At 61.3% G+C, this 22086-nt stretch carries 23 protein-coding genes, 1 tRNA gene and 2 pseudogenes; 13 read left to right on the plus strand and 13 right to left on the minus strand.

The features are described from left to right. Positions 1–23: 23 nt before the first annotated feature. The 6 genes from secDF to EJ077_RS13105 all read left to right on the plus strand — a co-directional run bounded on the left by secDF (position 24) and on the right by EJ077_RS13105 (position 5305). The gene (secDF, locus tag EJ077_RS13085; protein WP_208702528.1) at positions 24–2573 is read left to right on the plus strand and encodes a protein translocase subunit SecDF; all 2550 of its coding nucleotides are present in this window, start codon (positions 24–26) and stop codon (positions 2571–2573) included. Between the two features lie 26 nt (positions 2574–2599). Then, on the plus strand, positions 2600–2992 hold the full coding sequence (locus tag EJ077_RS13090; RefSeq protein ID WP_127872650.1) for an Mth938-like domain-containing protein: 393 nt from the start codon (positions 2600–2602) through the stop codon (positions 2990–2992). A 1-nt stretch (position 2993) separates the two neighbouring features. Continuing rightward, positions 2994–3842 (plus strand): phytoene/squalene synthase family protein, encoded by an 849-nt coding sequence (locus EJ077_RS13095; protein ID WP_208702530.1) that lies wholly within the window; start codon positions 2994–2996, stop codon positions 3840–3842. Between the two features lie 78 nt (positions 3843–3920). After that, entirely contained in the window at positions 3921–4067 is a 147-nt protein-coding gene (locus EJ077_RS32780; protein WP_367142337.1) for a hypothetical protein, read from the plus strand. A gap of 99 nt (positions 4068–4166) precedes the next feature. Continuing rightward, the gene (locus EJ077_RS32785) at positions 4167–4355 is read left to right on the plus strand and encodes a hypothetical protein (protein WP_367142338.1); all 189 of its coding nucleotides are present in this window, start codon (positions 4167–4169) and stop codon (positions 4353–4355) included. Then, entirely contained in the window at positions 4355–5305 is a 951-nt protein-coding gene (locus EJ077_RS13105; RefSeq protein WP_208702532.1) for a sterol desaturase family protein, read from the plus strand. The genes EJ077_RS32785 and EJ077_RS13105 overlap by 1 nt, the downstream gene beginning before the upstream one ends. 29 nt (positions 5306–5334) lie before the next feature. Here EJ077_RS13105 and trmFO read toward each other — a convergent pair whose 3' ends face one another. The 3 genes from trmFO to EJ077_RS13120 form a co-directional block, all read right to left on the minus strand. After that, positions 5335–6747 carry a methylenetetrahydrofolate--tRNA-(uracil(54)-C(5))-methyltransferase (FADH(2)-oxidizing) TrmFO gene (trmFO, locus tag EJ077_RS13110; RefSeq protein WP_208702534.1) on the minus strand — a complete coding sequence of 471 codons (1413 nt, stop codon included), beginning with the start codon at positions 6745–6747 and terminating at the stop codon, positions 5335–5337. A gap of 569 nt (positions 6748–7316) precedes the next feature. Next, the gene (locus EJ077_RS13115) at positions 7317–7457 is read right to left on the minus strand and encodes a DUF1127 domain-containing protein (RefSeq protein ID WP_135904405.1); all 141 of its coding nucleotides are present in this window, start codon (positions 7455–7457) and stop codon (positions 7317–7319) included. Positions 7458–7505: 48 nt separating this feature from the next. Further along, the gene (locus EJ077_RS13120) at positions 7506–7646 is read right to left on the minus strand and encodes a DUF1127 domain-containing protein (RefSeq protein ID WP_013531315.1); all 141 of its coding nucleotides are present in this window, start codon (positions 7644–7646) and stop codon (positions 7506–7508) included. Between the two features lie 233 nt (positions 7647–7879). Here EJ077_RS13120 and EJ077_RS13125 point away from each other — a divergent pair, with 233 nt between their 5' ends. Continuing rightward, positions 7880–8998 carry a DUF2157 domain-containing protein gene (locus EJ077_RS13125; RefSeq protein ID WP_208702536.1) on the plus strand — a complete coding sequence of 373 codons (1119 nt, stop codon included), beginning with the start codon at positions 7880–7882 and terminating at the stop codon, positions 8996–8998. Then, complete coding sequence (locus tag EJ077_RS13130; RefSeq protein WP_208702538.1) at positions 8995–9579, plus strand: GDYXXLXY domain-containing protein; 585 nt, start codon at positions 8995–8997, stop codon at positions 9577–9579. Before EJ077_RS13125 ends, EJ077_RS13130 begins: the two co-directional genes overlap by 4 nt. A 110-nt stretch (positions 9580–9689) precedes the next feature. Here EJ077_RS13130 and EJ077_RS13135 read toward each other — a convergent pair. Beyond that, positions 9690–9772, minus strand: a tRNA-Leu gene (locus EJ077_RS13135). A gap of 359 nt (positions 9773–10131) precedes the next feature. On the opposite strand from EJ077_RS13135, the gene tig reads away from it, so the two are divergent. The 5 genes from tig (at position 10132) to EJ077_RS13160 (ending at position 15191) form a co-directional block, all read left to right on the plus strand. Next, on the plus strand, positions 10132–11607 hold the full coding sequence (gene tig, locus EJ077_RS13140) for a trigger factor (protein ID WP_208702540.1): 1476 nt from the start codon (positions 10132–10134) through the stop codon (positions 11605–11607). 153 nt (positions 11608–11760) lie between these two features. Further along, on the plus strand, positions 11761–12279 hold the full coding sequence (locus tag EJ077_RS13145; protein ID WP_208702983.1) for a hypothetical protein: 519 nt from the start codon (positions 11761–11763) through the stop codon (positions 12277–12279). Positions 12280–12561: 282 nt separating this feature from the next. Further along, positions 12562–12942, plus strand: coding sequence for a c-type cytochrome (locus EJ077_RS13150; RefSeq protein WP_208702542.1), 381 nt, complete (start codon positions 12562–12564; stop codon positions 12940–12942). A gap of 22 nt (positions 12943–12964) precedes the next feature. Next, positions 12965–13900 carry a heme o synthase gene (locus EJ077_RS13155; RefSeq protein ID WP_208702544.1) on the plus strand — a complete coding sequence of 312 codons (936 nt, stop codon included), beginning with the start codon at positions 12965–12967 and terminating at the stop codon, positions 13898–13900. Between the two features lie 478 nt (positions 13901–14378). Then, positions 14379–15191, plus strand: a complete 813-nt coding sequence (locus EJ077_RS13160) for a DUF2189 domain-containing protein (protein ID WP_208702984.1) — start codon at positions 14379–14381, stop codon at positions 15189–15191. Positions 15192–15245: 54 nt separating this feature from the next. On the opposite strand, the pseudogene EJ077_RS13165 reads toward EJ077_RS13160, so the two are convergent. From EJ077_RS13165 to EJ077_RS13205, 9 genes and pseudogenes are all read right to left on the minus strand, one after another. Next, positions 15246–15713: pseudogene (locus EJ077_RS13165) on the minus strand (aminoacyl-tRNA deacylase); the annotation flags it as partial. A gap of 182 nt (positions 15714–15895) precedes the next feature. Beyond that, a complete protein-coding gene (locus EJ077_RS13170) occupies positions 15896–16297 on the minus strand; it encodes a cytochrome C oxidase subunit IV family protein (protein WP_245458725.1) in 402 nt (133 codons plus the stop codon). Positions 16298–16306: 9 nt separating this feature from the next. Next, on the minus strand, positions 16307–17026 hold the full coding sequence (locus EJ077_RS13175) for a heme-copper oxidase subunit III family protein (protein WP_127872646.1): 720 nt from the start codon (positions 17024–17026) through the stop codon (positions 16307–16309). Positions 17027–17039: 13 nt separating this feature from the next. After that, positions 17040–17744, minus strand: coding sequence for a cytochrome c oxidase subunit 3 (locus tag EJ077_RS13180; RefSeq protein ID WP_208702546.1), 705 nt, complete (start codon positions 17742–17744; stop codon positions 17040–17042). Then, positions 17741–19510, minus strand: coding sequence for a cytochrome c oxidase subunit I (ctaD, locus tag EJ077_RS13185; RefSeq protein ID WP_208702548.1), 1770 nt, complete (start codon positions 19508–19510; stop codon positions 17741–17743). The genes EJ077_RS13180 and ctaD overlap by 4 nt, the downstream gene beginning before the upstream one ends. Positions 19511–19530: 20 nt before the next feature. Continuing rightward, positions 19531–20409, minus strand: a complete 879-nt coding sequence (locus EJ077_RS13190) for a cytochrome c oxidase subunit II (RefSeq protein ID WP_208702550.1) — start codon at positions 20407–20409, stop codon at positions 19531–19533. A gap of 149 nt (positions 20410–20558) precedes the next feature. Continuing rightward, positions 20559–20723 (minus strand): annotated as a pseudogene (locus tag EJ077_RS13195) (JAB domain-containing protein); the annotation flags it as partial. A 103-nt stretch (positions 20724–20826) separates the two neighbouring features. Then, positions 20827–21057 (minus strand): helix-turn-helix domain-containing protein, encoded by a 231-nt coding sequence (locus EJ077_RS13200; protein WP_135928480.1) that lies wholly within the window; start codon positions 21055–21057, stop codon positions 20827–20829. A gap of 328 nt (positions 21058–21385) precedes the next feature. Next, positions 21386–21994: a hypothetical protein gene (locus EJ077_RS13205; RefSeq protein ID WP_208702552.1), complete on the minus strand. Its 609-nt coding sequence runs from the start codon at positions 21992–21994 to the stop codon at positions 21386–21388. Positions 21995–22086: the final 92 nt, after the last annotated feature.

The raw sequence follows: 22086 nt of genomic DNA on the forward strand, positions 1-22086 counted from the left end.
CACGCTCTGACGGACGACGCCATATGCTTTATTTCTCGCGCTTCAAGATGATCCTGATCTGGCTGGCCGTGGCCGCCACAGTGGTCCTCGCCGCGCCGAATCTGTTCCCCGCCAGCACGCTGGCCCAGCTCCCCAGCTGGGTGCCGAAGCGGCAGATGACGCTCGGCCTCGATCTACAGGGCGGTTCGCACATCCTGCTGGAGATGAACCAGAACGATCTGATCAAGGATCGCCTCGAGACGACGCGCGATGAAATTCGCACACTGCTGCGTGATGCCAAGATCGGCTATACGGGTCTTGCCGGTACCGGCAAGACCCTGCAGGTCCGCATCACCGATCCTGCCCAGCTCGATGCCGCCAAGAAGGCGTTGAAGACCTTGACCGATCCTGTCGCTGCCGGCTTGTTCACAGGCGGTTCCATCCAGGAAATGTCGCTCGACGATTCCGAGCCGGGCTTGCTCAAGTTCACCGTCACCGACGCCGGTATCAAGTACCGCACATCGACCGCATTGGCGCAGTCGATCGAAGTGGTCGAGCGCCGCGTCAATGAACTCGGCACGACCGAACCCATCGTGCAGCGGCAGGGCGACGACCGCATCCTTGTCCAGGTGCCTGGCCTGCAGGATCCGCAGCGGCTGAAGGAAATCCTCGGCCAGACCGCGAAGCTGACCTTCCAGATGGTCGACCAGTCGATGCCGGTGCAGGATGCGCTCAGGGGACGCCCGCCGGCGGGTTCTTCGGTGCTCTATTCGCAGGACGATCCGCCGGTTCCATACCTGATCGAGAACCGCGTCATCGTATCGGGTGAAAACCTCGTCGACGCACAGGCGACGTATAATTCGCAGAACAACGAGCCGGTGGTTTCGTTCCGCTTCGATTCTAAGGGCGCTGCCCGCTTCGGCCAGGCCACCGCGCAGAATGTCGGCAAGCTGTTCGCCATCATCCTCGACAACCAGGTGATCTCGGCGCCGCAGATACGTGAGCCGATCCTTGGCGGCACCGGCCAGATCTCCGGTAATTTCACTGCCCAGAGCGCCAACGACCTCGCCGTGCTGCTGCGCGCCGGCGCGCTGCCAGCGACATTGACGGTCATCGAGGAGCGTACGGTGGGTCCAGGCCTTGGCCAGGATTCGATCCATGCCGGCAAGATTGCCGGCATCATCGGTTCGATTCTCGTCGTCGCCTTCATGTTCGTCGCCTACGGCTTCCTCGGCTTCCTCGCCAACATCGCGCTGGCGGTGCACGTGGCGATGATCGTCGCGCTGCTGTCGCTGCTCGGGGCGACGCTGACCTTGCCTGGTATCGCCGGTATCGTGCTGACCATCGGCATGGCGGTCGATTCCAACGTGCTGATCTACGAACGTATCCGTGAGGAGCGGCGCAATGGGCGATCGGTGATCCAGGCGATTGACACAGGCTTCACCAAGGCGCTGGCGACGATCGTCGACTCCAACGTCACGTCGCTGATCGCCACTGTGGTGCTGTTCTATCTTGGCAGCGGGCCGATCAAAGGCTTTGCCATCACCTTCGCCATCGGCATCCTGACCACGGTGTTCACCGCTTTCACCTTCACGCGCCTGCTGGTGTCGATCTGGCTGCGCCGCGCCCGTCCGAAGGAATTGCCGAAGGCGCCGGTGACCTTCATTCCGCCCGGCACCAAAATTCCGTTCATGGGCATCCGTCGCTGGACCTTCGCCCTGTCGAGCATCCTGTCGGTCCTGTCGGTTGTGCTGTTCATGACCGTCGACATCAACTACGGCATCGATTTCAAGGGCGGCTCGCTGATCGAGGTGCAGTCCAAGAGCGGCGATGCCAATCTCGGCGATATCCGCACCAGGCTGACGGAACTCAACATCGGCGAAGTGCAGGTGCAGCAGTTCGGCGCCCCCAACGACGTGCTGATCCGCGTTGGCTCGCAGGATGCGGGCGAGAATGCCGAGCAGACCGTCATCGACAAGGTGCGCGGCGAGTTGCAGGACAATTATGACTTCCGCCGCGTCGAGGTCGTCGGACCGACCGTATCGGGCGAGCTTGCCAAGCAAGGCACCCTCGCCATGCTGGTCGCGCTGGTCGGCATCCTTGTCTATGTCTGGTTCCGTTTTGAATGGCAGTTCGCGGTCGGCGCCATCGTCGCGACGGTGCACGACGTGGTCATGACGCTCGGCTTCTTCGTCATCACCGGTCTCGAGTTCAACCAGTCGTCACTGGCGGCGATCCTGACCATCATCGGCTATTCGCTGAACGACACGATCGTCGTCTATGACCGCGTCCGCGAGGATCTGCGAAAATACAAGCGAATGCCGCTGCCGCAGCTTCTGAACAACGCCATCAACGAAACGCTGTCGAGAACCACGCTCACCTCGGTAACGACGATCCTTGCGTTGCTGGCACTGGTGCTGTTTGGCGGCGAGGTCATCCGCTCGTTCACCATGGCGATGCTGTTCGGCGTGGTCTTCGGCACTTATTCGTCGATCTTCATCGCGGCGCCGTTGCTGATCCTGTTCAAGCTGCGGCCGCAGGCTTCGGCCGATGAGGAAAAGCCGGTGAACGGCGGCAAGGCCGTCGCGACCTGACGCGCGGCCCGAAGGGTGACAGAGTGATGACCGGCAAAGGCATCGTCATCCGCGAGGCGCATTTCCCTGGTCGCGCGCCGATCGAGGCCTATGGCAATGGCGGGTTTCGCTTTGCCGACATGTCGCATCGTGGCTCGCTGCTCTGCCTGCCCACGGGCATCCATGGCTGGGAGCCGGCAAATCCCCTGGCGCTGACCGTCGCGGATTTCGACAAGCTTCTGGCCGAGGCGGACAAGGTCGAGATACTGCTGGTCGGCATGGGCAGGGATTTGCGGCCCTTGCCGGCGGCGCTGCGGGCGGCTCTGAAAGAGGCCGGCATAACGTCCGACCCGATGTCGACCGGGGCCGCGGTGCGGACATACAATGTCCTTCTGGCGGAAGACCGCGCTGTGGCCGCGGCGCTCATCGCCGTCGATTGATATGTTGCAGAATGCCAAAATCGTCATGGACGCGGTGCGCGCCGCCGACCATGACAGGTATCTCACCGCGCTCTACGCGCCTGCCGACAAGCGCGACGCGCTGTTTTCGCTCTACGCCTTCAATGCCGAGATCGCCGGCATCCGTGACCGCATCCATGAGCCGTTACCCGGCGAGGTGCGGCTGCAATGGTGGCGCGATGTCATTGCTGCCGGTGGCGAGGCGGGCGCGGGCCATCCCGTTGCCGACGCATTGAACGTCACCATTACAGCGTTCAAGCTGCCGAAACCGGCCTTCGAGAATATGCTCGAGGCGCGCATCTTCGATCTCTACGACGACCCGATGCCATCGCGCACCGATCTGGAGGGCTATTGCGGCGAGACAGCTGCCGCGCTGATCCAACTGGCGGCGATGGTGCTTGATCCCGCCGAGGCGCCAGGGTTTGCCGAACCGGCGGGCAGGGCTGGTTGCGCCCAGGCGATTACAGGGCTCTTGCTTCTGTTGCCGCTGCACCGCAGGCGTGGACAGTGTTTTATCCCGGCCGACATCCTGGCGGCGGCGGGTTCGTCGCCGGAAGAATTTGTTGCCGGCGATGGCGGCCCCGGTGCCCAGCGCGCGGTGGCGGCGATGATCGCGCTGGCGCGAGAACACCTTTCGGCCTTCGAGCAAGGCGCTGCCACGCTGCCGGGGTCGCTGCGTCCGGCATTCCTGCCGCTGGCGCTGTCGCGCGCTTATCTCGCCAAGATGGAAGGCTCGCCCCACTCACCGCTCGGCGGCGTGGCACGACTGTCGGCGTTGCGCCGGCATTGGTTGCTGCTGCGTCGTGCAGGCAACGGTTGGCCGGCACTTTGACGTAAACGTCAACCGTGTTAAGGAGTCCCCCTGCCGGGAACTGTCGCCGAAGACGACAGGACGGCCGGGAGGAAATCCATGAGCTTGTCCGTTCTGGTTGCGATCGTCGTGCTAGGCATTGCGCTGTCGGTTGCCGCCGTGCATTTCACCGGCGGCAGCAAGATGGCCACTCTGGACAGCAGAGATCAAACTCTGCGCCGTTTCGCCGAGGATTTTCCTGATTAGGCAGCCACGGCAGTCCGTCTGACGGCGGATGGGCGGACGGCGTTTCTGGATATCGGGCGAGGCCGCGTCGGTATCGTTCACGGCATCGGCGACTGTTTCTTGACGCGTATCGTCACCGCCGCGGATGTCGCGGTGTCCAAGCCTGACGAGACGAACACAATTCTGATGCGGCTAACGGACTTCACCTGGAAGGGCGGCCGCTTCCGCTTCGCCGATGCCGCTGACGCGCAGGCGTTGCTGAACGCTCTTGGGCCGCGTGACACGAGCTCGGCCAGGGAGGCCGCGTGATGGACAGTTACGATTTTCCGCAGGTCACCCAGCTGGCCATTCCGTTTTTCGTCGCCGCGATCCTGATCGAGCTATGGCTGGTGCGCACAGGTCGCGCCAAGGGCTCGTTCGAGACGCGCGATACGCTGACCAGCCTGATGATGGGCACCGGCAATGTCGTTGCCGGTCTGCTGCTGGGCGTCGTGTCCTATTGGGCCTTGCTGTGGCTGTGGCAGTTCCGCGTCTCCAATCTCGGCCTGTCGGTCTGGGTCTTCCTTGCCGCCTTCCTGCTCGACGATTTGCGCTACTATGTCTACCACCGCATCGCGCATCGGGTGCGCTGGGTGTGGGCCGAGCATGTCAATCACCATTCCAGCCAGCACTACAATTTGTCGACGGCGCTCAGGCAAAGCTGGACCGGCCTGTTCACCTTCATGTTCGTGCTGCAGGCGCCGCTGGTGCTGCTCGGCTTCCATCCGGCGGTGATTGCCTTCACCTTCGGCTTCAACCTCGTCTGGCAGTTCTGGATCCACACCGAGACGATCGGCAAGATGTGGGGCTGGTTCGAATTCATCTTCAATACGCCCTCGCACCACCGCGTCCACCATGCCACCAACCCGCGTTATCTCGACGCCAACTATGCCGGCACGCTGGTCATCTGGGACCGCATGTTCTGCACCTTCGTCGAGGAATTGGAGGAAGACCGGCCGCGCTACGGCATCGTGAAGAACCTGGGAACCTTCAACCCCCTGAAGGTGGCGTTCCACGAATGGATCGGCATGTTCAGGGACGCGTTCGCACCGGATCTGACGCCGCGCGAGCGCCTGAACTACCTGATCAAGCCGCCGGGATGGAGCCATGACGGTTCGCGCGACACGTCGGAAACGCTGAAGGCGGCGTATGTGCGGAGAAATCCGGGGGAGGCGGGCAAGCCGGGACTGCCTTCGTCAGGTGTCGAGGCCGCGGAATAATATCGCCTGGGGACTGATCGCGCGGTCCGCTACTCCGCCGCCTGAGCCGTCTCCGCCGGCAAACCCAGCCACTGTCGACAATCACTCCGCGCTCGCGACGTGATCGCATGCCGTTTGGCTACGGTCTTGTCCTTGCCGCGCATGCGCTTGCCTTCGATTTTCGGCGCTTCGACGGGCGGGAACAGGCCGAAATTGACGTTCATCGGCTGGAAGGAGCGTTTGCCCGGTTCGTCGTCGGAAACGATATGGCCACCGGTGATGTGGTTGAGCAGCGCGCCGAAGGCGGTGGTGAGCGGCGGCAGGGACGGTGCGTGGCCAAGCCGCTCGGCTGCGGCAAAGCGCCCGGCAAGCAGGCCGATGGCCGCACTTTCGACATAGCCTTCGCAGCCGGTGATCTGGCCGGCAAAACGCAGGCCGGGTCGCGACTTCAGCTGCAGCGAGGCGTCGAGCAAGGTCGGAGAATTGATGTAGGTGTTGCGGTGCAGGCCGCCGAGGCGGGCGAAGTCGGCGTTTTCCAGGCCCGGAATAGTGCGGAAAATACGCACCTGCTCGGCGTGCTTCAATTTGGTCTGGAAACCGACCATGTTGTAGAGCGTGCCCAGCGCATTGTCCTGGCGTAGCTGGACGACGGCATAGGCTTTCACCGTCGGATTGTGCGCATTGGTCAGGCCCATCGGCTTCATCGGCCCGTAGCGCAGCGTCTCGACGCCGCGCTCGGCCATGATCTCGATCGGCAGGCAGCCGTCGAAATAGGGCGTGCCTTCCCACTGCTTGAATTCGGTTTTCTGGCCGTCGATCAGCGCCTGCACGAAGGCGAGATATTGCTCCTTGTCCATCGGACAGTTGATGTAGTCCTTGCCGGTGCCGCCAGGCCCGACCTTGTCGTAGCGCGACTGGAACCAGCAGATGTCCATGTCGATGGTGTCGAAATGGATGATCGGCGCAATGGCGTCGAAGAATGCCAGCGCATCGGCGCCGGTCGCCTCGGCGATTGATTGGGCAAGCGATGGTGCGGTCAGCGGCCCGGTGGCAATGATCGCCTGGTCCCACTCCGCCGGCGGCAGGCCGGGAACCTCCTCGCGCTCAATGGTGATCAGCGGATGCGCCTCGAGCTTTCTGGTCACCGCCTCGGAGAAACCGTCGCGGTCCACGGCCAGCGCGCCGCCGGCCGGCACCTGGTTGGCGTCGCCGGCACTCATGATCAGCGAGCCTGCGAGCCGCATTTCCGCGTGCAGAAGGCCGACCGCGTTGTTTTCGGCGTCGTCGGAGCGAAAGGAGTTGGAACAGACCAGTTCGGCCAGGCCATCGGTCTTGTGGGCGTCTGTGCCGCGAACCGGGCGCATTTCATGCAGGATGACAGGAACGCCAGCTTGCGCCACCTGCCACGCCGCTTCGGAACCGGCGAGGCCGCCGCCGATGATATGGATTGGATTTTTGCTCATGGCCGCCGGAATAATCGCTTGCCGTCGCGATTGCAATTGTCGCGCGGCGGTAACGCGAACTCTGGTCGGGAAAGCCTCCGCCTGAAAACAACAACACCCGCCGGGGGAGGAGGTCCGGCGGGTGTCGTTTTGAGGGTCGACCCTCGGGAGGAGGTGAAGGCCGACCGTATTCGTCATCGCCGGGGAGGAGGTCGGCTCAGACGAAATTCCTTTCGCCATTTTAAAGAGGGCGAAGCCTCTGGGGCAATTTGATTTTTGCCCTGGGGAAACAACGCCCTCCGCGGGAGGAGGTGCGGCGGGCGCCGTTTGGGTGGCCAACCCTCGGGAGGAGGTGAAGGTTGGGCCTATTCGTCATCGCCGGGGAGGAGGTCGGCTTTGACGAAATTCTTTTCGCATTTTTAAAGAGGGCGGAGCCTCTTGGGCAAAGTCGTTTTGCCCCTGGAAACAACGCCCGCCGCGGGAGGAGGTGCGGCGGGCGCCGTTTTGGTGGTCAACCCTTGGGAGGAGGTAAGGGCTCACCGTATTCGTCGAGGTCGGGGAGGAGGTCGACCCGGACGAAATTCCGTCGTTTAGATCGCCTTGCGGGCGACGATCTTGATTTCGTCGCGAACGATACCGAGATCATGCAGCTGGCGGTTCGAAAGGCGACCCAGCTCGGTAACCGTCTCGCGATAAACGCGCCAGTTACGATAGTTGCGGATCAGGTTCATTGTCGTTCTCTTTTTCAAAACTGGTCGGACCATTCGCGGTCCGAAGAATTAGACCGCCTTGCGAGCGACGTAAGGAATGTCGCTGCGGCTGATGCCGAGGTCGGTCAGTTCACGGTTGCTCAGGCGGCTCAGCTCGGAAACGGTGTCCCGGTAGCGGCGCCAGTTGCGGTAGTTGCGGATCAAGTTCATGGTAGTTCTCGTTTCGTCTTTCTTGCGGATCATTCCGTTTGTGTACGAACCATAAATAGGGGGACCCATATCGATTTAAAAGCGCTATGGCTGCATGGCTGCAATGCAAATTGTGCAATGCAACATTAACGCGCCTTCACGGACCTGACACAAAGAAGCCAGAATCAGAAAGTGCCGTGACGTCAACGGTTTGGGTGCATCGGTTGAAATGACGACCGGGTGGGAGAGAGGACATGGCGGGGTACTCGACACGGATCAGGGCCGACATCGAGCGGTGGCGGCAGGCCGGACTGATCGATGCCTCGACGGCTGACGTGCTGAGGCGCGATGTCGAGGCCAACGCACGCCAGTCGCTCAGCTTCGGCTCGATCCTCGCAATGATGGCGGCCCTTCTCTTTGGAGCGGCTATCCTGATCTTCGTCGCCGCCAACTGGGATGCGATTCCGCGGCTGGCGCGGGTGGCGGCGCTCTTTGCCATTATCCTCGGCGGCTATGTCGGCGGCGCGGTGCTGAAGACGCGAGACCACGCGGCAATCGGCGAAGCGCTTTGGATCGTGGCGGCGGCCGCGTTCGGCGGCTCGATCGCGCTGATCGGCCAGATGTACCATTTGTCCGGCGACGAGGCTTCGGCGCTGGTCACCTGGGGCGCCGGCACGGCGTTGGCGGCGGTGGCGCTGCGCTCAAACCCGCTGACCGTGGCAGCAGTTGGCATCGCCGACGCCTGGCTGTTCCTGAAAGGGTTCGACTACTACAACCGCAGCAACTTTCCGCATGCCTTCGTCGTCATGGCGGTCGTGCTGTTTGCCATCTCGTTCTGGACCCGCAGCCAGCCGGCGCGGCACCTGATCATCCTGTCGCTGCTCTTCTATCTCATATTGTTGGCGACGGACCATGCGACGCTGCCGGTAGCGATCCCGCTGGTCATCGTTTCGGCGCTGCTTTTCGCGGGTTCGGTCGTTGCGCCGGAACCTATCGACAGGATCGTGCAGCTTGGCGGCCGCTTGCCGCTGCACGCATTGCTCGGCTTCCTCACCGGCCTGGCCATCATCCAGTTCGAACTGGCCGACGAAAGTACCTATAGCAGCGGCTTCGCCATCGCTTCGGTCGTCGCGCTGGCCGGCATCGTCGCGGCTATCGTCCTCGCAGGGCGCGAGAGCCGGGGCCTGCGCTGGCTTGCCTATCTCGGCTTCGCCTTCGAACTCGCTATCATCTATGTCGTGACCTTGCAGTCGATGCTCGATACGGCCGGCTTCTTCCTTGCCGCCGCGGTACTGCTCGGCGTGCTTGCGATCGTCATCATCCGCGTCGAAAAACGCATGAAGGGTCCACTCAGCGGGGGAGCCACGGCATGATGACCGGAAAGAGGCTTGTCATTTCGGCGCTGGTGCTGGCGCTCGTCCAGATCGGGTTCCTGAGCTGGATCATCGCTGGACGCGCGGCGATCCTGCGCAATGGCAAGGAAGTGCTGCTGAAGATCGAGCCCGTCGACCCGCGCGATCTGCTGCGCGGCGACTATATCATCCTCGGCTACGACATCTCGCGCATACCGGTGAAGATGATCGCCAACATTCCCGAGGGCAAATTCTCCAGCGACGATACCTCAATCGTGGTCCGGCTGAAAAAGGGGGCCGATGGTTACTGGACACCGACCATCGCCTGGTTCGGCAGGGCGCCGACGCCGGTCGGCGCAGAGGAGGCCGACATTTCGGGCCATGTCGCCGCGGGGTGGGACCTGCGTGGCGAAGGCATGACGATCGCGCCGGATTACGGCATCGAACGCTTCTATCTGCCCGAAGGCGAGGGTATGGCGATCCAGAACGACATGCGGGTTCGGCCATTCGGCATCAAGCTGGCGCTCGCCGCCGATGGCACGGCGCAGATCAAGGCGCTGGTGGATGGCGACAAGACGCTGTTCGAGGAGCCGCTTTACTAGGTCGTGGGAGGCACGATAATGCCGGTCCTCATTCGCCAAGGCTTCGGAGGACACTCCTTCGTCTAACGAGCTTCGTGTGGCCTGCCACCCGAAGCTCGAAGAGCGAAGGGTGGTGCGGGTAGAGGGACTCGAACCCCCACGATCTCTCGCCAGAACCTAAATCTGGTGCGTCTACCAGTTCCGCCATACCCGCGTGGCCCGGCAATCCCATGTAGCCATCATTCTGTCAATGTCACAGACAAGATGTCGGGTCAGGGCCGAAATGTGGTTATTCGCCTAAACGCGAAGACTGTTGAAAATTAGGCTCGCCTGTGACAAAAGGCGTGTCAAATGTGACGGGACGCGACGATCCGCTTCTACAAGATGTGATAAGAAGTAGGAAAAACAAGAACTTATTCACATTTTGGAACGCAGTTTGGGAGAGTTTGAGCCGCATTTCCGGTCAAATCGCCAGGTTCCGTACCAAAAGCCATTCCCGGCAAGAATTACCGGCAGGCTGTGAACGGCAGGGAGCCGTTTGGCAGTCTCATTGGTGAAAACAAAGGTTTTACGATGCAGGTCACCGAAACACTCAATTCCGGTCTCAAGCGCGAGATCAAGATCACCGTGCCGGCCGGTGATATGGAAGCCAAGCTGATGGCGCGGCTGTCGGATGCCCGCAACAAGGTCCGCATCAACGGCTTTCGTCCGGGCAAGGTGCCGGTGCAGCACCTGCGCAAGGTTTATGGCAAGTCGTTCATGGCCGAAGTGGTCAACGAGATCCTCAACGACTCGACCCGTTCCATCATCACCGGGCGCGGCGAAAAAGCCGCCATGCAGCCCGAGGTCATCATGACCGAGGACGAGAAGGAAGCCGAGAAGATCCTGGCCGGCGGCGCCGACTTCGAATTCCGCCTCAACTATGAGGTCATTCCGGCGATAGAGATCAAGGATTTCTCCGACATCAAGGTGACGCGGCAGGTGTTCGACGTTCCGGATTCGGAAATCGACGACCAGGTCAAGCGCGTCGCCGAATCGGCACGCAGCTACGAGCCGAAGGCCGGCAAGGCCGCCGAGGGCGACCGGGTCAGCATCGACTATGTCGGCAAGATCGACGGCGAGGCTTTCGCTGGCGGCGCCGGCAACGACCAGCCGCTGGTGCTGGGCTCCAAGGAGTTCATTCCTGGTTTCGAGGAACAGCTGATCGGCACCAAGGCCGGCGACGAGAAGCAGGTCACCGTAACCTTCCCGGAAAACTACCAGGCGGCGCATCTGGCCGGCAAGGAAGCGACCTTCGACGTCACCGTCAAGGAAGTATCGAAGCCCGGCGAACTGGAAATCAATGACGAGACCGCCAAGAATCTTGGCCTGGAATCGCTCGAGCGCCTGCGCGACATCGTGCGCGGTCAGATCGAGAACCAGTTCGGCTCGATGACGCGCCAGAAGGTCAAGCGCCAGCTGCTCGACCAGCTCGATGCGGCCTATTCGTTCGAAGCGCCGTCGAAGCTCGTCGAGGCGGAATTCAACAACATCTGGACACAGGTCAACCGCGACCTGGAAGCCGCCGGCCGCACCTTCGCCGACGAAGAGACGACCGAGGAAGAGGCGCGCGCCGAGTACATGCGTCTTGCCGAGCGCCGCGTGCGCCTTGGCCTGGTGCTGGCCGAGATCGGCGAGAAGGCCGGCGTCACCGTTTCGGACGAGGAACTGCAGCGCGGCCTGTTCGAGCAGGTTCGTCGCTTCCCGGCCAACCAGCAGCAGGAAGCTTTCGAGTTCTATCGCAGCAACCCCGAGGCGCTCAACGCGCTCAGGGCGCCGATGTTCGAGGAGAAGGTTGTCGACCACCTGCTCGAGCAGATCTCGGTCACCGACGTCAAGGTCAGCAAGGAAGAGCTGATGGCCGACGACGAAGAGGCCGAAACCGCGACCAAGGCGAAGCCGGCCAAGAAGGCCGCCGCGAAGAAGGCTGACGACAAGAAAGCCGATGACGCGGAAGAGCCGAAGAAGAAGGCCGCACCGAAGAAAAAGGCGGCCAAGGACGCCGAATAGACCGGACATTCCATCGAATTCCGAAAGGCCGCCCCGGGCGGCCTTTTTCGTTGCGAAATTGCAACATCGGATCTGCTCGTGACGGGCACCGGTGGCGGTACGAAGCCTTGATCATTATCTTGGTTGGAAGACCTGAGGTAATTGGCGATGTCGTTGCGGGTGTTCGTGGAACTGAGGCGCGCTGCCGCCACGGTGCTTTTCCTGGCCTTGCCCTGCGGCGCTGCCGGGGCCGGCACGGACAATTGGCGTTTCGACACCGGCAATGACGGCCTCGTCACCGCCTCGGTCTATGCCACCAACAAGCTGATCACCGGGGGCGGCGCGCTAGGCTACAGCCCGGTGCTGACCATTGCCTGCCGGGCGGACGGCGAGCCGGCCTGGACCGAATGGCTGCAGTTGAACGACGCGGTCTCCGCCAGCCGGAAAATCACCATGTCGGTCACGATCGACAGGGGCAGCAAATTCGACGAGAGCTGGTCGGTCGGCACACGCGCCAGGCTGCTCATGCGCGATGGCGCCGATGGCATAAAGCGCCTCGTTCCGGCAAGCCGCCTGCTGCTGTCGTGGCGCTTCGGGCTGCTGTCCGGGCGCGGTCAGGCCGATTTCGACCTGGCCGGCCTCGGCGAGGCGGTCAGCCAGATTGCCGCGACTTGTCAGACCGAAGTGCCCTGAGCCACCGCAGACCTGCCTAAAGCGCGTCGCGTCGAAACGTTTTGACGCGCTTTTGGCTTTTGCTTCCATGCATGTCGTTGTTCCGAAACCGTGATCAATTTTGGGCGACATGCATCAAACCTTTGTACGGTCGACCTCTTCTACCTGCCAGCCAGATTCTGTGGTATACAGATGCCGCAATTCCATATGGGGAGAAGCGGATAGTCTGTTCTCCCGTGCAAGGCGCATGGTACCGGCATGCGCAGATCGTCTCTGGACATTTGACGATCAGGAGGAAATGCCATGCGCTTGATCGCGTTTTTCGCCGTCGCTTCTGTCGCAACCTTCATTGCCAATCCATCGCAGGCCCAGGACGCTGCGGCTGGTGAGAAGGTCTTCACCAAATGCAAGGTTTGCCACATCGCGGACGAGGACAAGAACAAGATCGGTCCATCGCTGCACGGCGTCATCGGCCGCACCGCCGGTACGCATCCGGATTTCAAGTATTCCGATGCGATGATCGCCGCCGGCAAATCCGGCGTCAAATGGGACGAACCGACATTGACGACCTACCTTCATGACCCCAAGGCCATGGTCAAAGGGACCAAGATGACGTTTCCCGGCCTCAAGGCCGATGCGGACGTGGCCAACGTCATTGCCTATCTGAAACAATTCTCTCCGTAACCCTGCTCTTTCACCGGCTGAAATGTCGACTCAGGAAGGCCGCCTCAAGGATACCGCCATCCGCCTCTCGGATGCGACAGCGGGCGACTTCTTCGCGCTTCTGAAGCCGAGAGTGATGGCGCTTGCCGTATTCACCGCCTTCGTCGGCCTGATGGTAGCGCCCGGCGCGATGAATCCTGTCATTGCCGTGATTGCAATCGGTGCGATTGCAGTCGGGGCAGGGGCGGCCGGGGCCCTCAACATGTGGTACGACGCCGACATCGACGCGCTGATGTCTCGCACGTCAAAGCGGCCCGTTCCGTCGGGCCGCGTCACGCCAGGCGAAGCTCTCGGTTTCGGCCTGGTGCTTTCGGCGCTTTCGGTCATGACGCTCGGCGTGCTGGTGGGGTGGCTTGCCGCGCTGCTGCTGGCCTTCACCATCTTCTTCTACATCGTCATCTATACGATGTGGCTGAAGCGCTCGACGCCGCAGAACATCGTCATCGGCGGCGCGGCGGGTGCCCTCCCTCCGGTCATTGGCTGGGCGGCCGCGACTGGCGCCATCGGCATTGAAAGCTTGATCCTGTTTCTGATCATCTTCCTGTGGACGCCGCCGCATTTCTGGGCGTTGGCGCTGTTCAAGGTCGGCGACTACGCGGCTGCCGGCATTCCGATGATGCCGAACGTGGCCGGCAAGGCCTCGACCAGAAAACAGATATTCGCCTATTCACTGCTCCTGGCGCCGATCGGCGTGCTGCCCTGGATGCTCGGATTCGCGAGCGCGTTTTATGGGATTGCGTCAGCTGCATTGGGCGCGGGTTTCATCTGGCACGCCTGGACGGTTCTGGTCGTTGCAGACAAGGAGACGAAGCCTGCGAAAGCGTTGTTTGCCTTCTCGATTTTCTATCTTTTCGCGATCTTTGCCATCCTGCTTGCAGACACCGTCGCAACGCGGGCGTTCATGTCAGCCGGAGGTTGACGCTGTTGTTGCCACCCGCCGGCTCGAGACCGCCAGTCCGCAATTGTTGCATTGAAGACCCTGCGAGCAGACCAGGATCGGCTCCGAGATCAAGATGGTATTGCCCAAAATCCCAGGATCAGCAAAGCGACTATGCCAAGGCCGAGTATCAGAAGCGTCCTTCCGTCCATGACCTTCACCTTTGACCCGGCGCATGGTCCTGAAAATCGAAATCGATCTTCAGCAGGAACCATCCGCCAATCAATGTGGTATGGCGCCCTTCGCGTGTCCAAAAAGGGCGCGCGGCGCTGTAGCAGAATATCGAAAAAATCCCGCTGGAGCTAGCCAGACCGGCGGTCTCCCTCTGACAAAGCGCGACAAGTCTCCGGCAAGAGAGTATGTTGTTTGCGGTGCAGGTCGCGGTTTTGCGTGGCCAGTCACACAGAACGGCAGCACCACGAAACCGCGACCTTACCGGACCTGGTCTGGAGGAACGGTCATGGCAAGCTTTCACGTGATTGCAGGTTCCAGCGAGACGCTGGAACATATCGGAATTCGAAAAATCGGTGTTTCTGACCTTTTCGACGCGCTCAGGCGGGGCGTCGACGATTTCATGGTCAAACCGTCGCACATCGTTTTTCTCTGCCTGATCTATCCGCTGGTGGGCGTCGTGCTCGCCGCCTGGACTTCGGGCGCCAATGCTTTGCCGTTGTTGTTTCCACTGGTCTCGGGTTTCGCGCTGGTTGGCCCGTTCGCGGCGATAGGCCTCTATGAAATCAGCCGCAGACGGGAAGCCGGGCTCGACACCTCCTGGCGGCACGCTCTCGAAGTCAGGAATTCTCCGGCGCTGCCCGCCATCGCGGCGGTCGGGATCATGCTTCTGGCAATCTTCATCACCTGGCTTTTGACGGCGAAACTCTTCTACGAATATCTCTTCGGTCCGGCTCCGCCGGAATCGATATCCAGCTTCATCAATGAGATATTCGCCACCGGACGCGGCTGGTCGCTGATTGTCCTGGGGCATGCCATCGGCTTCGTCTTCGCAGTGGTGGTTTTGTGCACAACGGTTGTCGCCTTCCCCTTGCTGCTCGATCGCGACGTCGGCGCCTACGAAGCCATCCACACCTCGGTGCGTGCGGTGCTGGCGAACCCGATCACCATGGCTGTCTGGGGACTGATTGTCGCCATCGCCCTGATCATCGGATCGCTGCCGGTGTTCGTCGGGTTGGCCGTCGTGTTGCCAATCCTCGGTCACGCCACCTGGCATGTCTACCGCAAGGTCGTGGAGCCGCCCGCCGGGCCGGCGAGTTGAGGACGTTCCGCCTCCCTGCACCGGCGAGGTGCCGGTGCAGGGCGGATTGAAGTCAGCCGGGTGACTGAAGCGGCCCTGGTATGCGCCCATGGTCAGATTGCGGAAATCCTTGCCGCTGACATGCACCAGCGTCCGATGGTCGCCGCCTTCGAAGTAGACGTCGGGGGCGTCGCCAAGGCTTTCATCGACGATCACCGGCACATCGTAGGCGGCGCCGATCGGCGGGATGGCGCCAGTGTCGCAATCATCGAAGAGCGAAATCACCTCGTCTTCGGAAGCGAGGCCAAGGCGCTTGTCCATGACGTCTTGCAACCTGCCAAGTTCGATCCTGTGGGTGCTCGGAACCACGGCCAGCGTATAGCCAAGCTCGTGGTGAACGACCACGGATTTAGCCATGATGCTGCCGGGCACATGCGCGGCTATTGCCGCCTGCCGGCTTGTCGACGTGCGATGATGAGCGACGGTGTCGTAGGCAATTCCCTTGCCGTCGATGAAGTCCTTCAATTTGTTTGCGATCGTCATCTTGGCCTCCCTTGTTTGAGCATGTTCTTTTCCGAACCGAAGATCAGCACGGCTAAACTGAGTCCATTTCTAGGAAAAATGGACCAGCGGCCGATTGTTTCAAGGCGCCGGCAAGGAGGCTGCACGCACGCCACATCCGTGGGGCCTGACCGGAAGTGCCAGAGGCAAATCCGGTGTGCGCGTCAGGGGCCGGCTCCGAAAAACGACAGTCGGGTGAAAAGCGTGTAGTCGGCCTCGAAGACCATCATGGTCACGAACACCAGCACCAGTAACGGCGGCAGAATGATCGCATAGGCCAGCGCCAGCCTTTCCCAGGCCATGTGCATGAAGACAGCGACGATCAGCCCTGCCTTGAGGATCATGAAGGTCAGGATCAGCGACCATCTGAGATAGCCGTGAAGGCCGAAGTAATCGACCAGGTAGGAGCAGGTGCTGAGGATGAACAGCCATGCCCAGACCACCAGGTAGAGCTTGATCGGATGTTCCTGATGCAAGTCGGTATGTGCGATGGCCGCCGGCGCTTCATGTGCATGACCAGTGTGAAGTGCGTGTTGCCCCAGGCCGTTTGCGGTTGCTTCAGCCATATCTGCCTCTCACCAAAGATAGAAGAATGCGAAGATGAACACCCAGACCAGATCGACGAAGTGCCAGTACAGCCCCATGATCTCGACATTCTCGTAGCGGCCCGTGCGGCTGGTGAAGAAGCCGCGCCGGCCGGTGTCGTAGTCTCCACGCCAGACCTTGCGGGCCACGATGATCAGGAAGATCACCCCGATCGTCACATGGGTGCCGTGGAAGCCGGTGATCATGAAGAAGCATGAGCCGAATTGGGCGGCGCCCCAGGGATTGCCCCAGGGCCGCACCCCTTCGGTGATAAGCTTGGTCCATTCGAAGGCCTGCATGCCGACGAAGGTCGCGCCGAGCGCCGCCGTTACAAGCATGAGGATCGCCGTCTTGCGGCGGTCGCGGCGATAGCCGAAATTGACCGCCATGGCCATCGTTCCGCTGCTTGAGATCAGCACGAACGTCATGATGGCAATAAGGATCAGCGGGATATCCGAGCCACCGATACGAAGCGCAAAAACCTCACTCGGATTGGGCCACGGCACACGCGTCGAAATGCGCGCGGTCATGTAGGAGAGCAGGAAGCAGCCGAAGATAAAGGTGTCGCTGAGCAGGAAGATCCACATCATGGCCTTGCCCCAGGACACGTTCTTGAACGCACGCTGATCTGAGGACCAGTCGGCGGCAATGCCTTGCCAGCCCGTGGGCCGTGGCTCCGTCTGGCCGATATGTGTCAGTGTCTCCGCCATCCGCTTGATCCTCTCAGGTCAGCAATCGTTGGCAAATGTCGACGAATGTCGCGGCCCAGCCGGCCAGCAGCGCGAAGATGGCGAGCCAGATGAAGAGCAGGAAATGCCAGTACATGGCGCACAGTTCGACGCTGAGGCGAAGCCGCTCCGGCCGCGCTCCATTCCAGGCGCCGGCGGTGGTTCTGCCGAGGCCCACCAGCCCGCCCGATATGTGCAGGCCATGCATGCCGGTGATCAGGTAGAAAAAGCTGTTGGCCGGATTGGAGCTCAGGAGGTAGCCGTCGTCGGTCAGTTGCCGCCATGCCATGAGCTGTCCGATCAGGAAGGCGAGCGCCGTGAGCCCGGCCGTGACAAGACCGAGCCTGACAATGTCGACTTGGCCCCTGCGCGCCGCCACCGAGGCGCATTGCAGGGCTATGCTGCTCAGGATCAGCACGCCGGTGTTGAACCAGAGCAACCGCGGCAGCGGCAGCGGCTGCCAGTCCGACACCGTCATCCGCATGAAATAGGCGCTGGTGAAGAGCGCGAACAGGCAGCCGACAACGGCGAGGAAGACGCCGAGGCCGATCTTGGCGGTGGGCAGCGCCGACCTGTCGAAGGCGACAAAATCGCTGGCCAGGCCTTGCTCGAGCCATGGCTTGCCCATCAGCCTCTGGTGTGAAAGCCACCATCCGGCAAAACCGGCAATGACGAGCAGGAAGACCAGTATGACGCTCATGCCGGTTCCCTCGAAGGGCCGAAGGAGCCCGGCATGTTCTGCGGAATGAAGTCCTCCTTGGCGCCCGGCACGCTGTAGTCATAGGCCCAGCGGTAGACGATCGGCAGGTCCTTGCCGAAATTGCCGTGGGCCGGCGGTGTTTGCGGGGTCTGCCATTCGAGGGTCGTGGCCCGCCACGGATTGCCGCCGGCCTCGCGGCCATGGCGGATACTCCAGATCAGATTGAACAGGAACACCATTTGGGCAAAGCCGACGATGAACGCCATGATGCTGATGAACGAGTTCAGGTGGTGGGCCGACTCCGTCATGACCGTCATGTCGGTCAGTTCGGCATAGCGCCGCGGCACGCCCATCAGGCCGAGATAGTGCATGGGAAAGAAGATCAGGTAGGCGCCGAGGAAGGTGACCCAGAAATGGAACCGGCCCAGCATCTCGTTGAGCATCCGGCCGGTGACCTTCGGGTACCAATGGTAGATCGCGCCAAAAACCACGAGGATCGGGGCGACACCCATGACCATATGGAAGTGGGCAACGACGAACATCGTGTCGGACAGTGGGACATCGACGACGACATTGCCGAGAAACAGCCCGGTCAGCCCGCCGTTGACGAAGGTGACGATGAAGGCCAGGGCAAACAGCATGGGTATGGTGAGGTGGATGTCACCGCGCCACAATGTCAGCACCCAATTGTAGACCTTGATGGCGGTCGGAATGGCGATGATTAGTGTCGTGGTGGCGAAGAAGAACCCGAAATAGGGGTGCATTCCGCTGACATACATGTGGTGTGCCCAGACCACGAAGCTCAGCGCGCCGATGCCGACGATGGCCCAGACCATCATCCGGTAGCCGAAGATGTTCTTGCGGGCGTGGGTGCTGATCAGGTCGGATACGATGCCGAAGGCCGGCAGCGCCACGATATAGACCTCGGGATGGCCAAAGAACCAGAACAGGTGCTGGAACAGGATCGGGCTGCCGCCATTGTGCGGCAATTGCTCGCCCATCTCGGAGATCGCCGGCATGAAGAAGCTGGTGCCGAGCACGCGATCGAGCAGCATCATCACGCTGGCGACGAACAGCGCTGGAAAGGCAAGCAGCGCCATGACGGTCGCGGTGAAGATGCCCCAGACGGTCAGCGGCAGGCGCATCATCGTCATCCCGCGCGTGCGGCCCTGCAGCACCGTCACCACATAGTTCAGGCCGCCCATCGTGAAGCCGATGATGAACAGGATCAGCGAGGAGAGCATCAGGATGATGCCCCAGCCCTGGCCACCCGGTGTGCCGCTCAAAATGGCTTGTGGCGGGTACAGCGTCCAGCCGGCCCCCGTCGGTCCGCCGGGCGCAAAGAAGCCCGCCACCAGAACCAGCACGGCGAGCAGGTAGATCCAGTAGCTCAGCATGTTGACATAGGGAAAGACCATGTCGCGGGCGCCGACCATCAACGGGATCAGGTAGTTGCCGAAGCCGCCGAGGAAGAGGGCGGTGAGCAGGTAGATCACCATGATCATGCCGTGCATGGTGATGAACTGGTAGTAGGCCTCCGGAGTGATGAAGTCGAACGTGCCGGGGAAGCCGAGCTGCAGCCGCATCAGCCAGGACAGCACCAGGGCCACCAGACCGATTCCCGTCGCTGTCGCGGAATACTGGATCGCGATGACCTTGGCGTCCTGCGAGAAGACGTATTTCGTCCACCAGCTGCGCGGATGATAGAGTTCCACTTCCGCGACTTCGGCGGGCGGGATGCCGTCCGCAGGGGTGATGTCGACCATAGGAACACCTCCGGTCCTTCTCAGCGAGCTCCGGCCGTTTCGAGCTTTGCTGCAATTTTCAAACCCGTCGTCTTGCCCGGCGCCTGGTCTACCGAACCGGTTTGCTGCGGCGCCGACAACTGCGCAAAAGTCTGCTGCTGGCCAAGCCAGGCCACGTAGTCCTGCTGCGTGTCGACCACGACCACGCCATGCATCAAGGGATGCCCTTGGCCGCAGAGTTCGGCGCACAAGACCTGAAAGGTCCCGGTCCTGGTCGGAGTGAACCAGAAATAGGTGACGGAGCCCGGGATCATGTCCATCTTGGCGCGGAATTCCGGGATATAGAAATCATGAAGCACGTCGATGGAGCGGAGCAGCATCTTGACCGGCTTGCCGACCGGCAGATGCAGATCGGCCGCTTCGACCACGACATCGTCCTGACCATTGGGATCGCCGCCGATCACGCCCAGCGGATTGTCGGCGGTCACGTCGCGGGTGTCGGATGTGCCAAGCTTGCCGTCCTTGCCGGGCAGACGGAAACTCCACTGCCACTGCTGGCCGACGACTTCGACGTCGGTTGCGTCGCTTGGGACGTTGACAAACCGGCTCCAGACAAACAGGCCGGGAACCAGCAATGCCGTGACCCCGACCGCGGTGACGATCGTCAGCCACGATTCGAGCCGCTTGTTTTCAGGTTCGTAGGCAGCCCGGTTCCCTTCCCGATGACGGAAGCGGAAGACGCAATAGGCCATGAATAGAACCACTGCGGCGAATACGATGCCGGTGATCCAGAAGGTGATGATGATGGTATTGTCGATATAGGCCCAGTTCGAGGCAATCGGCGTCCACCACCATGGGCTCAGCAGGTGAAACAACACTGAGCCCACGACGATCAAAACGAGTACAAGCGCTACGGCCATGTCCCGTTCCTCCAGGCATTCCAAGAGGCGCTAAGCCGTCCAGGGGAATACCTGGCCCATCATAGCTTAATTTGGGGTCGCAATTCTAGAGCCGACTATGTTGATGGAAAAATCCCGGCGTTGCCGTCGCCTGGCGCCAGTCCCGCCGCCTAGATAAGCAGCAAGCCTTTCATGCTGGAATAGCCTTTTCGCCCGATGATGATGTGGTCGTGCACGGAGATACCCAGCCGCTTGGCCGCTTCGATGATCTCTTTCGTCATCTCGATATCGGCGCGTGACGGCGTCGGATCGCCGGAAGGGTGGTTGTGGACCACGCCGACAAAACGCGCAATGTATTGATTTTGAACGGATAAATCCAAATGCGACTGCGAATGGTGCCGGTAATTGGGATCTGTTGACCGTGCCCGTTCGTGATCATCACGCCTGATCACCCAGCCGCTCAATGAGTCGTTTGGATGCACTGCACTGCACTCTATTCCTTTCGTCCCACGCATCAAGATCATCGACCGGATATAGGACGGCCTTGCCAACCTTAACGAAAGAAGGGCCCAGACGCATCGCGCGCCAATTTCGCAGGGTCCCGACTGAAACGCCGCCACGATAACGCTCAGCCACCTCTTCCGGCGTAAGGAATTTGCTATCTGCCATTACTGCCTCCTTCGGCAGCACGATTGAGGCCGTGCCGCCGTGCTTTACGTTGCTTATCGCGGCAGCCTTTTCAACGTTTTGAGTAGTTGGTTTTGGATCACTGGTTCAATCGCCCGAGCCCAGTACCTAACGCTTCCGCATGGACATACATGCTGTGATATTCGCGACCGCGAAAGACGTTGAACGCAGGCGTCGGAGAAACGGATACCATGGGTGCCATATAGGCGGGGCTGTCGGCGCCCCCGCCTTAGCGGAGCGCGGCCATCAGCGGGGCTAGGTGCCGCACAAGTGTTTCCAACAATGTGAAGACGATTTCCGGTACGGACTTTTACAGGCTCACTGGCACCGCAAGTTTGAAGAGGCCATCGCCGATCTCCGTTGCCACCTCTACTCGACCGCAGAGTACAAACGGCAACCTTGTTTCAATCGCTGTTTCGGCGGCTTTCTGCGGCGTCTGGAACAGTAGGCTGAATAGGACGTCGAAGCCAATGTCGCCGATGGCGGAGGCGATGACTTTGGCGCCACGGGCGTGGCCGTCCTGACCGAGCTTTGCGACCATTACCTTTGGCTTGATCCCTGACCTCTTGGCGTATTTGGCAAGCCGACCCGCCAGCACTGTCATCTCGGGTCGTCGCCACAGGCTTGCCATAGAGTGCCCCACTTCTGGCGTTGCGCAATGGTCACCGAAAGCGGCACGCATGGCGTCCGAAATCTCGCCGACGGTCGTACGTGCACGCGCCGCGTCCACCGCCGCGCTGAGCAAGGTTGCCCACGGCGTCCTTCGCCACTTGGGTAATTGTTGCGAGCCTTTTCGACGCGTTCGAATGCCGCCGGCGCCACGGTCGACCGCTGCTTGTCGCTTGGTGGCCGCAGCTTCGATCAGTTTTCGGCAGGCCGTCATCCGTCGTTGACTGTGTTGCAACACATCCCTGAACATGTGACGCAAAGCGAACCTAGTCTCGCTCCAGCCTGAAGGACTGGCCGGCTGAGATGAACCTCATGTCACGCGATCAGGCCTGCCGCTCGATC

It is taken from the genome of Mesorhizobium sp. M8A.F.Ca.ET.057.01.1.1, from assembly GCF_003952565.1.
Classification (GTDB): Bacteria; Pseudomonadota; Alphaproteobacteria; order Rhizobiales; family Rhizobiaceae; genus Mesorhizobium.